9 protein-coding genes are annotated in these 14126 nt (G+C 67.9%); 6 read left to right on the top strand and 3 right to left on the bottom strand.

The window, feature by feature from the left end; translation table 11 throughout:
• Window positions 1-176: 176 nt before the first annotated feature.
• On the bottom strand, window positions 177-2396 hold the full coding sequence (locus tag SM757_RS12375) for a TonB-dependent siderophore receptor (protein ID WP_322465688.1): 2220 nt from the start codon (window positions 2394-2396) through the stop codon (window positions 177-179).
• A 9-nt stretch (window positions 2397-2405) separates the two neighbouring features.
• Window positions 2406-3710 (bottom strand): lysine N(6)-hydroxylase/L-ornithine N(5)-oxygenase family protein, encoded by a 1305-nt coding sequence (locus SM757_RS12370; protein ID WP_322465687.1) that lies wholly within the window; start codon window positions 3708-3710, stop codon window positions 2406-2408.
• Between the two features lie 242 nt (window positions 3711-3952).
• Between SM757_RS12370 and SM757_RS12365 the strand changes: the two genes are divergently transcribed.
• From SM757_RS12365 to SM757_RS12355, 3 genes are all read left to right on the top strand, one after another.
• Window positions 3953-4816 (top strand): formyltransferase family protein, encoded by an 864-nt coding sequence (locus SM757_RS12365; protein ID WP_322465686.1) that lies wholly within the window; start codon window positions 3953-3955, stop codon window positions 4814-4816.
• Window positions 4813-5859, top strand: a complete 1047-nt coding sequence (locus tag SM757_RS12360) for a histone deacetylase family protein (RefSeq protein WP_322465685.1) — start codon at window positions 4813-4815, stop codon at window positions 5857-5859. The genes SM757_RS12365 and SM757_RS12360 overlap by 4 nt, the downstream gene beginning before the upstream one ends.
• A 121-nt stretch (window positions 5860-5980) precedes the next feature.
• Entirely contained in the window at window positions 5981-8383 is a 2403-nt protein-coding gene (locus SM757_RS12355) for a penicillin acylase family protein (RefSeq protein ID WP_322465684.1), read from the top strand.
• Window positions 8384-8408: 25 nt separating this feature from the next.
• On the opposite strand, the gene fhuF is transcribed toward SM757_RS12355, so the two are convergent.
• Window positions 8409-9173, bottom strand: coding sequence for a siderophore-iron reductase FhuF (gene fhuF, locus SM757_RS12350; RefSeq protein ID WP_322465683.1), 765 nt, complete (start codon window positions 9171-9173; stop codon window positions 8409-8411).
• Between the two features lie 171 nt (window positions 9174-9344).
• Between fhuF and SM757_RS12345 the strand changes: the two genes are divergently transcribed.
• The 3 genes from SM757_RS12345 (at window position 9345) to SM757_RS12335 (ending at window position 14049) form a co-directional block, all read left to right on the top strand.
• Window positions 9345-11081 (top strand): cyclic peptide export ABC transporter, encoded by a 1737-nt coding sequence (locus SM757_RS12345; RefSeq protein WP_322465682.1) that lies wholly within the window; start codon window positions 9345-9347, stop codon window positions 11079-11081.
• Between the two features lie 74 nt (window positions 11082-11155).
• Window positions 11156-13342 (top strand): carbohydrate binding family 9 domain-containing protein, encoded by a 2187-nt coding sequence (locus tag SM757_RS12340; RefSeq protein ID WP_322465681.1) that lies wholly within the window; start codon window positions 11156-11158, stop codon window positions 13340-13342.
• 104 nt (window positions 13343-13446) lie between these two features.
• Window positions 13447-14049: a transcriptional repressor gene (locus tag SM757_RS12335; RefSeq protein WP_322465680.1), complete on the top strand. Its 603-nt coding sequence runs from the start codon at window positions 13447-13449 to the stop codon at window positions 14047-14049.
• The last annotated feature ends 77 nt before the right edge of the window (window positions 14050-14126 follow it).

Raw genomic sequence — 14126 nt, 5'->3', positions numbered from 1 at the left:
CGCTTCAAGCCCGTTTCGCACGGCTGCGGGTGTACGAACCTGCATCGTGCATTCGCCGCGACAAGCGCAAGCGGCCTGCCAGGAATGGCAGGCCGCTTGCGCAAGGGGTGCCGCACGGCGTGGTCCGCCGCCGGCACGAGGCGGCTTGCGGTGCCGCCCCATGGCCGAAGCCAGGCTCAGAACTGCATCTTCAGGTTCAGCGAAACGTTGCGCGCCTCGCCGACGTTGAGGTTGGACCAGCCGCCGCCCGCCCAGTACTTGCGGTTGAACAGGTTGTTGACGTTGCCGATCAGCGTCAGCTCACGGCCCTGGAAAGTGAATTCGTGCGTGAAGCCGGCGTTGACCAGCGTGTACGCGGGCACTTTCAGCGTGTTGGCATCATTGGCGAAGATGCCGCCGTAGTAGCGCACGTTCCCGTGCAGCTTGAGCCCCGGCACGGCCGGCACGCGGTATTGCGCGTTGGCCACCGTTTGCCAGCGCGCCGCATTCGACGGCGTGTTGCCGCGCAGCGCAGCGTTGTCTTCCGAGACCTTGTCGATGCTGGCATCGAGGAAGACCGTGCCGAGGCCCAGGTTGAGCGAGCGCGTTGCCTGCCAGGCACCAGACAGCTCGATCCCGTTGTAGACCGTCATCCCGTCCTGCGTGAGATAGCGCAGGCCGTCGCGCAACTGCTCCATCTGGTTGACGCGTTCCACGCGGAACAGTGCCGCGGTGTAGTCGACGCCTCTGGACGCGTGCTTCACGCCCATCTCGTACTGCTTCGAAACGGTGGCGCCGAGGACTTCTCCGGCATTCGCATACACCGCCCCGACGCGCGTGCCCGGTTCGAGTGCCTGCACGAAGCTGCCATACACGCGCGTTGCCGCGTCGGGCTTCCAGATCAAAGCCAGCGTCGGACTCGCCTTGCGTGCACCGTAGCCCGAATCGGTGGTGGGGTCGCCGTCCAGGTCCTTCGAGTCGTAGTCGGTGTAGCGAACGCCAACGATGGCCTCCCATTGGGCGTGCCACTTGATCGTGTCGCTGAGGAATGCGTATTTTTGCCGGACGTCGGCCGACGTGGGGGAGAGCGAGAAGTCCAGCGGCTGCGTGAAGCTGTGCGTCTGGTCCTGGTAGAGGTTGCCGTTGAAGTCGTTATCCCAGACCGTGACGTTGCTCCAACGGTCTTTGGCGCGCTGCAAGCCGACGCCTGCGACGATTTCATGGCGCACGCTGCCGGTGGTGAGATGACCCTGCAACAAGCTCTGCCCATAGAAGGTGTCGAGCCTGCCGGCGAAGGTGTAGGTGATGCCGGCGTAGTCGCCGCTGGCGTTGAGCAGCTCGGCGAAGCCCTTGTTCGACAAGTGATCCTTGCGCGCGAGGCCGAGCTGTGTCTTCAAGCTCCAGTCGGGGTCGAACTGCCACTTCAGCTCCGTTGAGGCCAGTTGGGTCTTGGTGCGGTAAAACGAGTTGGCGACGTTGATCTTGCCGTAGTCGTAGGAGACCCGCGGCAGCTTGCCGCCGCTGCCCGCGGCGTCATATTGGTTGACGTAGAACAGCAGCGGCTCGCGCTTGAGATTGTTGTCCTCGTAGGCCAGCGTCGTGAACCAGTTCAGCGTGCTCGACAGGCGCTGCTCGAAGGCCATGGAGGCTACCTTGCGATCGGGCTGGCTGTCGTTGTAGGCCGTGCCCTTTTCGGCTGCGAGGTTGACGCGCAGCGCGCTGTCTTCGCCCAGGCGCCGGCTGGTGTCGACGTGCGCGCTCAGCACCCTTGGGTTGCGCCAACCCATCTCCACCGTGGTGGCGTCGGCCGCCTTGGGCCGCTTCATCTCGTAGCTCAGCGCGCCGCCGGGCTCGCCGAAGCCGTACATGAAGCCGGTCAGGCCCTTCAACGCGGTGACGCTCTCCACGATCTCGGTCGGGAAGTCGCCGCCCCAGTACAGCAGCAGCGGGATGCCGTCGATGTACATGTTGCGCACGCCCAAGCCGCGGATCTGCGTGCCCCACCAGTCGGTGGTGTACGACGACGATGGTGTGTAGACCGCCGGATCGTTGACAAAGATCTGGCCGATGGAGCGCGCGCTGCGCTCGGAGATCTGCTCGCTGTCGACCACCGTCAGCGAGAACGGCGTGTCGAGCACGACCTTTTCGCCGAGCGCGCCGCTCGTCGACGGCTTGGCGAGGTGGCGCAGCGGCGACTCTTGCGGCGTGGCCGCCGCCTTCACCCTGATGGCCGGCAGGACGGCGTCGTCCGGCGCGACTGCGCTGGCAGGCGCCGCGGGCGCTGCGGCCACATCGGCCGCCTGAGCATGCGCATACGAGGTGACCATCAGCCCCGCAAGGGCGATGTTGAGTGCGTGTCCGATCGGTGTGAGGCGGCCTGGCGGGGTGATGTCGTGAACTCTGGTTTTGTTGTCCATTTTGAGTTTTCAGCAGATGTGAACGGGGTCATTGGGCTGTGCCGCGACGAGGTTTCCCGGCGCGGCATGCCGGTTGTGCAGCAGTGCGTCGCTGATCTCGCCGGAGCGCACCGCCGTCACGGACAGCAAGGTGTCGCTCAGGCCGTGAGAGGCTTCGTTGGTGCCTTGAATGAAGACGGCAGGGTGGAAGTTCGGCGCGCTCTTGATGCGGTAGTGGCGATCGACTTCGAGGTCTCCCAGGTACGGCGCGAGGGGGGCGAGCAGCCCCTTGTGCTGTTGGCGTTCGTAGCCCGTGGCCAGCACCACGGCGTCGTAGCGCGTGGTGACTTCGCGCTCGGCATTGAGGTCGAAGAGCGTGAGCTCGATGCCCTGCGGTCCGGCCTGGACCTTGCGGACCTCGTGGCGGCGCAGGAAGCGGTGGCGGGCGTCGCCTCTGACGTTCTGTTCATAGAAGACCTTGAAGAGTTGCCCAATCAACTCAAGGTCGGGGCAGGCATAGTTGGCGTGCCGGAACTCCCGAAGCATGTCGCTGCGCTCGCCCTGCGAGCGGCTGAACATGTGATCGACGAAGTCCGCGTTGAAGATCTCGTTCACGAACGGGCTGTCGTCCGCGGGCCGTATCGCCCGTGCACGCATGACCAGGTCGACCTCTGGTGCGTTGGGCCTGCCGTGCAGGTCCATGAAAAGCTCGGCGGCGCTTTGGCCGGCGCCGATGATGGCCATCTTTTTGGCTTGAGCGTTCCTGGCAATGCCGCGCAGGTAGTGGTGCGAGTGGAAGATGCGCGAATCGTCTTTGAAAGGCTGGAAGAGCTCCGGAACGTGGGCGGTGCCCCCGATGCTCACCACCAGGTTGCGGGCCAGACGGTCGTGCAGCGCTCCGGCCTGGTCGCGCGAGCGCACGCGCAGCAGCGGCACCTCGTCGCCTTGCTTTTCGGGAAGCACTTCGAGCACCTCCTCTCCATAGACGCAACGGTCCTCGAACTGCGCGGCTGCCCATACGAAGTAGTCGTTGAACTCGTGACGGCTCGGATAAAAAGTCTTGAGGTTGATGAAGTCCTGCAGCCTGCGCTTCTCGTGCAGATAATTGACGAAGGTGAAGCGGCTGGTCGGATTGCGCAGCGTGGCCAGATCCTTGAGGAAGGAGATCTGCATGTGTGCGTGCTCGAGCAGCATGTCCTTGTGCCATGTGAGGCTGGGTTGCCGCTCGATGAACAGCGGGTTGATGCGGCGACCGGATTGCCGCTTCTCTTCCAGCGAGACGGCCAGCGCGATGTTCGACGGGCCGAATCCGATGCCGATCAGGTCGTGTTGCACGGTGAGACTCCTTGTGGTTCGGCGCGCGAAGGCGCCTCGTCCCCAGGCGGGGAAGGTGGCTGGTTGGATGGCGCCTTCTGTGCGCGCCATGGAGTCAGACGTGCGGGGGGCGTGGTTGTTTAGGCGCGCAGGGCTAAACGTTGGCGCGCTTGGTTCGTCTACATGGGCATGCCGGGTGCAGAAACGAGCCGTGTCGACGGTCCGCGACCGCGCCCTTTGCAACAACGCCCCGCATGGAACCCATGTCCAAGACCAAACTCGTCTACATCTGGTCGCTCCGCAACGCCGCTGCAGACCAGGCCGGCCAGCACATTGCCTACAAGGGCGGCAAGCGGTACATGACGTCGCCGCTCGAATACCTGGCGCACGCCCTGGATCGGACGCCGCTGGGTGACGCGTACTCGCTGGAAGCGGTGATATTCGATGACGACGAAGGATCGCCGCGCGACCGTGAAAAGCTCCATGGCTATGGCTTCTCGCCACGGCCGGGGCAGCCATGGTTTTATCCGCACGATCTGGCGGTGCAGGGCCGCCTGGCCAGCGACTTGCTGATGGCGGTGCCGTCGACCTACCGGCGGCTGCCGCTGGATTCGCCGGATCGCGCGGCCGGCAAGCGCGCTTTCGAGGCCCGGCTGCTGGACAAGCTCGCGACGCTCGGCGCAGAGCTCGTCGTGCTCGACGGCCTGCTGGTGATCCTGGACGAGCTGGTGCGCCCGGGCGCGCCTTACCACCGCAAGATCGTCAACATCCACCCCGGCATCACCCGGATCGATTCGCCGTATGAGCGGCGAGGCGCCTATGCGACGCTCGACGCCCTGCACGGCGCGCGCGGGCAGCGGGTGGTCGACTGGGCCACGATGGCGACGCGGCCGGTGCCGCCGGTGCGCAAGACGGGCGCCTCCTTCCATTACGTGGACAACGGCATCGACTCCGGCGAGGTGATTGCCGACGTGTTGAACACCGACATCGATCCGGCCGACACCATCCTGGAGTTGCGCTGGAACAACTTCAACCGCAGCCTCTTTCCGGCGTTGTACCGTGGACTGGCCACCATGGCGGGCCTGGAGCTCGCGCCCGAGCTGCCGGCCGGCGAGGGCACGCGTTGATTACCTTCTACAACGAGCGGCATGGACAGCACCATGGCAAGGCCGAGATGTTCCGGGGCGAGCTGGTGCCTTGCTTCGAGGTGCCGTCGCGGGTGGAGCGGGTGCTCGCGGAGCTGCGCGGGCGCCGGCTGGGTGCCATCGAGGCGCCGCAGGCCTTCGATGAAGCCGTGCTGGAGCGGGTGCACGCGCGGCCCTATCTGCAGTTCCTGCGCGGCGCCTGGGAGGAATGGGTCGCGTTGAACGCCGGCAACGCGCAGCGCGATGCGCTCCCATCGGTGTGGCCCGTCCGAGGCCACCGCAGCGACGTGGTGCCGCAGAACTTTGCCGCCCGCATGGGGCTGTTCTCTTACGACGCGGGCACCCCGCTGACGGCGGGCACCTGGGACGCGGCCCGGGAAGGCGCCTGGTGCGCCTTGTCTGCGGCAGGCCGTGTGCTTGGCGGGGCGCGTGCGGCGTTCGCGCTCACCCGCCCGCCGGGGCATCACGCGGGGCATGACTTCTTTGGCGGCTACTGCTTCATCAACAACGCGGCGCTGGCGGCCCAGGCGCTGCGCGACGGTGGTGTGGAGCGCGTGGCCATCGTCGACATCGACTACCACCATGGCAACGGGACGCAGACGCTGTACTACGACCGTGCCGACATGTTCTACGCCAGCCTGCACGGCGATCCGCTGACCGAGTACCCGTTCTTCCTGGGGCACGCCGATGAGACGGGGGTGGGCGAGGGCCTGGGCTGCAACCTGAACTTGCCCTTGCCTCGCGGCACCGGCTTTCCCGCTTGGCACGGCGCGCTGGGCCAGGCGCTGCGCGCCATCGCCGATCACGGTGCCGGCGCACTGGTCGTGTCGCTGGGGGTGGATACCTTCGAGGGAGACCCCATCTCGGGCTTCCGGCTGCGCCAGGACGACTACCTGCGCATCGGAGAGGCACTGGCGTCGGCCGGGCTGCCGACGGTGTTCGTGTTCGAAGGGGGCTATGCAGTCTCCGAAGTGGGCATCAACACGGTCAACGTGCTCGAAGGGTTTGAGCAGCGCGGCGGATGATCCACGGTACGCCGCCACGCGGCAGCCGATGCAACGGGACAGGGCAGTGAACAAAATGGGCTGGAACAAGGCGACGCAAAGGGTGCCGCGGCCGTGGGCCGCGCTGTTGGCGGCAGGCTTCATGGCGTGGCAGCCGGCGGCCCGGGCGCAAGAGGAGGCGCGGGCAGGAACGCCGGCGATCGAGTCGCCGGCCTTCGTGGAGATCCGCCGCACGACGGACGGCATTGCGCATGTGCTGGCCGGCAGCTGGCATGCGCTGGGCCGCGGGGTGGGTTACGCGCAGGCGCAGGACGCGCTGTGCACCCTGGCCGAGGCCTTCGTGACCTACGAGGGCCGGCGCTCGTGGTTTTTCGGCCCCGATGGCAGGCCGGCTCGCGACTCGACCTTCGGCCGGCCGAAAAACCTGGACCTGGACTTTTTCTTCCGCGCGTTCGCCGACGCCGAGGTGCTCGCGCAGTACCGGGCACAGCAGCCGGCCGAGCTGAACGAATTGATCGAAGGGTACGCCGCAGGCTACAACCGCTACGTGGCGGACATGCGAAAAACGCCACGGCTGGCCTCGCACCGGGCGTGCGCTCGTGCGGCCTGGGTGCGCAATATCGATGCGGACGACATCTTCCGTCGCCTCTATGCGGCACAGATTGCGGGTGGCTACGCGCACTTCATCGCCGAGATCGCCGGCGCCGTGCCGCCGCAAGACCGGGCGTCCGCCGTGGCGCCCGCGCGGCTCGCGCTGCGTGAGCGCCTGGCCTATCGCATCGGCGAGCGCGAAGGCGTGGGCAGCAACATGCTGGCGTTTGGGCGCGAGGCCACGGGTGAGTCCGAAGCCGTGCTGTTCGGCAACCCGCACTGGTACTGGGGCGGCCCCGACCGCTTCTACCAGATGCATCTGACGATCCCGGGCCGGCTGAACGTGGCGGGAGCGGGATTCCTCGGCGTGCCCCTGGTGATGATCGGCTTCAACGAGCATGTGGCCTGGAGCCACACGGTGTCGGCGGCGCGGCGGTTCGGCCTGTTCGACCTGACGCTTGACGAAGCCGATCCAACGCGTGTCCGCGTGGACGGCCAGGCCGAGGCCATGCAGGCGCGCACGCTGTCGGTGGACGTGCGCCAGCACGGCCAGCTTCGGCGCGTGACGCGCACGCTGTACCGCACCCGGCTCGGTCCCGTCGTCGATCTGGGTGGACACCATGCCGCCTTCGGCTGGGGCCGCAGCCACGCGCTGGCGATACGGGACGTCAACGCGCAGAATTTCCGTGTCTTTCGCAACTTCTTCTACTGGAACCAGGCCCGATCGCTGGACGATTTCGTCGCCATCCAGCGCCGCGAGGCGGCCGTGCCCTGGGTCAACACGGTGGCCATAGGCCGGGGCGACGGTCGGGTCTGGTATGGCGACGTGGGTGCGGTGCCCAACGTGCCGGATGAACTGCGCGCCGCCTGCTCGACGAAGCTGGCGAAGGGCTTCGCGCAGATGGACGCGATAACGCCTGTCCTGGACGGCAGCCGGTCGCGCTGCGACTGGCCGTCGGATGCCCGCTCGGTGCAGCCCGGCGCTATGCCTGCCGTGGCCATGCCCGGCCTGCTGCGCGAGGACTACGTGGCCAACATGAACGACAGCTACTGGCTGTCCAACCCGCGGCAGCCGCTGGAAGGGTTTGCGACCGTGCTGGGCGGCGAACGCCGCGCGCTGTCGCTGCGCGGACGGATGGGGCACCAGATCGCGGCGGAGCTGATGCGCGAAACGCCAACGTCCGCGCAGGCCCTGGCCGTGCGCGTCCAGTCGGCCGTGCTGACGCCGCGCGCGTACTCGGCCGAGAAGTTCAAGGCTGAGTTGCTGGCCCAGGCTTGCGCCCAAGGCATGGTGGCGCTGCCCGTGACAGGGGACACCAATGCCGGCGCGCACGCCCGCCAAGTGGACGTTGCGCCAGCGTGCCGCGTGTTGCACCGCTGGAGCGGGCGGGCGGATGCCGACGCCCGCGGCGCGCTGCTGTGGGACCGCTTCTGGGCCGAGTTGGAGAAGATCGCCGGCGACAGCCTGTACGGCGTGCCTTTCTCGAACGAGGCACCCTTGGAAACGCCTCGCGCTCCGCGCACGGAGGATGGATCGGTGGCTCGCGCCCTGGCTGCGGCGGTGACTGCCTTTGCGGCAAAGGGGCAGCCGCTGGATGCGCCGTTGGAACGCCATCGCTTCGCGCGCACCGCCCAGGGGGCGGTGCCGATCTACGGCGGCTGTGGCCCGCAGGGCTACTTCACCGTGGCCTGCGCGGATGAAGAGAGCGCGGGTGATGCGCGCATGGGCCCCGATGCGCTGGCCAACAGCTATCTGCAGGTGGTGACCTTCGGGCCGGTCGGTGTGCAGGCGCACACCCTGCTGGCCCACGGGCAGGATGAGCAGGCGCTGCTTGGCGGGCGCGGCGCGGCGCCGGTAGTCCGCTATGCCCGCAAGCAGTGGCTGCGCTTCCCATTCTCCGAGGCGGAGATCGCGCGGGATCCGGGCCTGCGCCGCAGCGTCTTGACGCCTTGACGCGGACCAGCCGGGACCCGCGCCCTCACGCGGGCCCGGTGGCGGCCTGGTGGCGGCAGGGCTTGCCATGCCGCGGGTCGAGCGGGCAGGCGCCGCAATAGTCTTCGCCGGGCAGCAGGTAGGACAGGCAGCACTGGCGGTGCAAGGTCAGCAGGCCGGCAGCCGGCGCAGCGGCCTGGCGCCGGTGCATCGGGTTGTCGCGGCCGTCCGGCCACGCGGGGCGGTCCAGCAGGGCCGCGCGGTCCTCGACCAGTCCAGGCACGGGGCCGGCCAACCGAAGCGCCTGATCGAAGATCGTCTCAAGGTGGCGGGCCGTGTTGCCCCACAGGATCTTCGGCGCCAGCCGGGTGTGGTGATGGATGGCAGCGAACAGCGGGTCGAGGTGATCTTGCAGCAGCGATTCGTAGCGCATGGCCGTGCCGCTGCCGGGCAAGGCCTGTCCTTGCTGGGAAATGTGGAAGCCGGCCACCTCGCCGTGTTCGTTGAAGCGCACGGCGATGTGCGCTGCGCCCACCTCGAACCGGTGATGCAGCAGGCTGGCTGCCGCGACCACGGGCGGCAACAAGGCCCAAAGGTATCTGAGGCTCCAGGCCGAGGCGGCCGCACGCTGGTCCTGCCCGGCCACGCCCAGATGACGGGCATGGCGCCGCAGCACAGGTGTCAGCAGCCCAGAACCGTGCAGCAAATCGGCCAGGACCACGGCGTCCGCCGGCCGCCGCGGCGAGCACTGCAGCGATTCGCCATGGCGGGCCCATTCGCCCTGGAAGATCGGGGCCAGCAGCGGGATCACGGCCTCGCCTCCCGCCGGGGCGGCATCGATGGGTGCTCAACAGGAATTGGAATCTGCATCCCCGGTATGACGAACGAGCGGCCGGCCCGTTCAGTCGGGTAAACAGATGTGGGGCTGGTTCGTCTTGCCTGGGTGTACCCAACGACTCCATTCAGACAAGGTGATCCGCCCGTGCTTTCCTACCTGATCCAACAGTCGCGCCATCTGCTGATCGCGGCCAGTCTGAGCAGCGTCGTCGCGGGCGTATGCAGCGTGCTGCTCGTCACGCAGATCAACGCCGCACTGACGGCCGGCAGTGCGGCCGACCGCGCTGCGCTGGCCCTGCGATTTGCCTTGATCGCGGTGGCGGCCATGCTGAGCCAGATGCTGGCGTCGGTGCTGTTCGAGCGGCTGAGCCAGCGGGCGCATGCGGATCTGCGGCGCTTCATCTCGGCGCGCGTGGTCCGCACCGATTTCCGCAAGCTGGAGGACATCGGCGGGCCGAGGGTCCAGTCGGCACTGGCCGAGCACAGCGCGCGCGTGGCCGAGTTCTTCGTCAGCTTTCCCATGATCCTGGTCAACGCGATCATCGTGGCGGGCTGCCTCGCCTACATGGCCTGGCTGTCGTGGCAGGTGTTCCTGGCGGCCGTGCTGGTGATTGGCCTCGGGTCGCTGGGTTACCACCTGGCCCATCTGCGGGCGATCCGGCACCTGGAGGCAGCCGCCGAGGAACAGGACCGGCTGTTCGACCATTTCCGCTCGCTGGTGGACGGAGCCAAGGAGTTGCGCCTGAACGCGGCCAAGCGCGCCCGGTTCTCGAAGGACGTGCTGGGCGGCTCCATCGAGACCGTGCGGCGCGAGCGCGCCTTCGGGATGTCGGTGTTCGTGGTCTCGGCGGCGTGGGGCAACTTCCTGGTCTATGCGTTCATCGGCCTGGTGCTGTTCATGCTGGTCGGCGACGTGGCCGACAGCGCACGGGTGATGACCGGTTTCGCACTGGTGTTCGTCTACATGGTGGCGCCGCTGGAGGGCCTGTTGCTGGCCCTGCCGCGCGCGAACCTGGCCAAGGTGTCCGGTGTGCGCATCGACGAGATCACGCGCCAGCTCGAACCCACCGAGGCGGATGCGCCGGAGCAGGCCGCGGCCGAGCTAACGAGCCTGACGCTGCAGGGCCTGCGCCACCGCTACTACCACGAGGGGAGCGACGACCTGTTCACGCTCGGCCCGGTGGACCTGAGTTTCTCTCCCGGGCAAGTCACGTATCTGGTGGGCGGCAACGGCAGCGGCAAGACCTCGCTGGCCAAGCTGCTGGTGGGGTTGTACCGTCCGGAGCAGGGCGTCATCCTCTTCAACGAGGACGTGGTGGACGACGCGAGCCGCGACCGCTACCGCCAGGCGTTTTCGGCCATCTTCTCCGACTTCCATCTCTTCGAGCACTTGCTCGACGGCCCTGTGGCGGACCTCGATGCGCGCGGTAACCAGCTCATCGAGAAGCTGCACCTGCAGCACAAGGTGCAATTGAAGAACGGGGCCTTCACGACGCGGGCGCTGTCTCAGGGCCAACGCAAGCGCCTGGCGCTGGTCGTGGCCTATCTGGAGGATCGGCCTTTCCTGGTCTTCGATGAATGGGCCGCCGACCAGGACCCCGTCTTCAAGGAAGTGTTCTATCGCGAGCTGCTGCCCGCGCTCAAGGCGCAGGGCAAGTGCGTGCTCGTGATCTCGCACGATGACCGCTACTTCCACCTCGCCGACCGGCTGGTGCGCATGGAAAACGGACAGGTCGCGGCCGTGGAGGTGCCACCGTCCATGGCGGCCGGAAGCCTGGCGCCGCTGCGGCCATCGCAGCCTCCTTCCGAGCAGGGCAGTGCCGGTGTCGCGGTGCACCGATTCGCGGCAGACGGCCGTGCAGATGATCGTGCCGTGGCCTGATGACGTTGGTTCGACATGAGCGGGCAGGCCTCACGCGGGTTCGGCGCTTGGCGGCATGCGGTCGGCGTGGCGCCGTGGCCTGGGCCGCCGTGCTGGCGGCCAGCGTGGCGGGGGCGTCGCCGGATCGGGTTCCTTCGGGGCCTGCCTTGCTGCCGGCCGCCTTGCGGCTGAGCCACGCCTTGCCGGATGGGGCGGCTGTGCCGGTGCTGGCCGATGCCACGCCCATTGGGGGCTTCGTGCAGGTCGCGCCGGTGACGGGCTCGATGCCGACCCGCCGCACCGAACTGCGCATGGCCCACGACGGCAAGTTCCTCTACGTCAAGGTGCATGCCTTCGATCCCGAGCCTTCGGCCATCGTGGCCCAGCAGATGCGGCGCGACGTGGAGGACATGCTCACCGAGGACCAGGTCACGCTGGTCTTCGATCCTGACGGCGAGGGCCGCAACGGCTACCTGTTCGCCGTCAACGCCAACGGCGCGCAGTTTGACGCGCTGGTCTTCGACGGTGGGCAGATGCGCTACGACTGGGACGCCTTGTGGCGCAGCGAAGCGCACATCGGGGCCGACGGCTGGCATGCCGAGATCATGATCCCGCTGTCGGTCTTCGGCCGGCGCGGCCCCGTGGACACACAGACGCTGCGCACGTGGCGCTTCAATGCCGAACGCTGGATGCCCCGCGGCAGCGAGCGCTCGCGGCTGGCCGGCATACAGCCGGACAAGCAGGTGTACTCCTTGGGAGATGCCTTGCCCCTGCCGGCCATCACCTCGGATCAGGAGGACTGGGGGCTGAGGCTCAAGCCGTCGCTGCGTGTCACCCGCGAATCGTCCGCCGCCACGGGCACGGGCCGTGCGCGGCAGCGCCTGGAGCCGGGCCTGGAGGTGTTCCACGAGAGCACGTCGGGCCTGCGCACCACGGCGGCCTTGAACATCGATTTCGGCGAGGCCGAGGCCGACGAGCGTGCCGTCAACCTCACGCGCTTCGAATTGCTGCGGCCCGAGAAGCGAGAGTTCTTCCTGCGGGATGCGGGCCGCTTCACCTTCGGTGGGTTGGTGGAAAGCGCCGTGATCCCCTACTACTCGCGCCGCATCGGCCTGGACGAGACGGGGCGCGCGCGCAGCCTGGACGCCGGCCTCAAGTTCTCCGGCCAGTGGTCCGGCTTCGACTTCGGCCTGTTCGGTGCCCGCGTGGCAGGCGGGCCCACCGAGCCCGGCGAGCCGGACCAGCCCGCGGCCGACGTGGCCGTGCTGCGCGTTGCGCGAGCGCTGGGCGAGCGCAGCCGCATCGGCTGGATGGCCACACGCGGCAACCCCGAGGGCGCTGCGGGCAGCGCCCTGTGGGGTATGGACTACCAGTACCGGAACACCGATTGGGCGCTGTCCGGCGGCCAGGGCGGCAAGACCCTGGAGACGCATGCCTGGGTGCAGCAGTCCACCAATGCGGGCCTTGGCAACGGCCAGGCCTGGGGCGGCAGCGTGATGTTCCCCAACGTCGGCCTCACGGGCAGCGCCGATTGGCAGCACGTCGACGCGAGCTTCAAGCCCGCCCTGGGCTACTTGGCGGAGGCCGGTGTGACGCGGGGACAGGGCCAGATCGGCTGGTGGCATCGCACCGCAGAGGGCGGGAGCATCATCCCGGAGGTCGACTGGAACTATCGACGCAAGCTCGACGGCACCGAGAAGTCGTGGCTGTTGAATCCCGAGATCGGCTGGACCAGCGCGGCCGGCGACACGGTGATGGCCGAGGTGTTCTTCGAGGGCGATCGCGTGGCCTCCGCCTACAGCCCGGTACCCGGGGTCACCATCCAGCCCGGCAGCTACGGGTGGCACTACCTGTTCGGCTACCTGGAAACCGCCCCCTCCCGGCCGGTGTCGGCCGTGGCGGAGTTGCGCAGCGGCGGCTACTACGACGGGCATCGTAACGACCAGACGGTGCACCTTGCCTGGAAGCCCAGCCCGCGCTGGGGCTGGCGGGTGGGCGTGGCGCGCAACGCCATCAGCCTGCCAACGGGCAGCTTCACCGTGCGCACGGCCAGCCTGCGCCTGGACCACACACCGCATACCCGCCTGGCCCAGAGCCTGCTGGTGCAGTGGGACAACGTATCGAGCCAGCTGGGGGTGAGCGCGCGGCTGCGCTGGTGGTGGGCGCCCGAGCGGGAGGTGATCTTCTCGCTGGACCGGCTGGGCTACACCGGCGGGCAGCGCGAGCTGCTGCCCAACCAGACCCGCGCCATGCTCAAGCTGGTGTGGAATTTCGAGCGCTGACACGGATCGCTGCGCATACGGTGCGCCTGGTCGAGTCGCAATGTGCGGCCCGCTGCAAGGGCTTCAATGCAGTGGTTGCGCAAGATGCTATGGCGGAAAGTGATATGGCAAACAAGTTGCAGCGGTTGATTCCTGCTGTCCCTGCTGTTCCCGCTGTTGGCGGCGCATCGCCGACAGTGCAACTTCAAGTGGAGAAGGGTTCGCCGGCAACGCCGGATTTCGCCTGGGAGCTTCATGGCCTCGGCATTCGGCCGACGACCACGCGCTTGCAGATTCTTGCGCTGCTGCACCGCGAGCAAGGGCGCTGGATGCGCGTGGGAGAGGTCTACAGCGCCTTGTTGGGCCAGAACGGCGAGGAGGCCTTGCCCAGCATCTACCGCAATCTCAAAGACCTGGAGCGGGCGGGCCTGGTACTGCGCATCTGGGAAGAGGGCAGCCGCGGTGTCCACACGGTGTACCAGCTTCGCAGCGACCGGGCCACCCCGGCCGCCTTCGTGCTGGTTTGCGAAGGCTGCAACGCGCGGTTCGCTTCGGCGGATCCGGTGCTCAGCAAGGCGCTGCACATGGCGCGGCAAGCCGCGTCGGGCGAATCGGAGCTGCCCCTCACATTTCGCATTGCATGCATGAATCAGCATGCTTGCGCCAAGGCTGGGCGGGCGCGTGACGGGATGCCTGGAGCTCGCAAGCCGCAGCCGATGCCGGTTTGACCGTGCGTTGAAGCTACCTGCCATGGACTGCGCCGCCCTTGCTGCCGGCCACCTGTCGCTTGCCCATACGGGCAGGT

Origin of the sequence: Azohydromonas lata (assembly GCF_034427735.1) — a bacterium.
In the GTDB taxonomy this organism is placed as follows: Bacteria; Pseudomonadota; Gammaproteobacteria; order Burkholderiales; family Burkholderiaceae_C; genus Azohydromonas; species Azohydromonas lata.
Note: the sequence above shows the minus strand (reverse complement) of the source record. Positions and strands in the feature narration are given on the sequence as shown.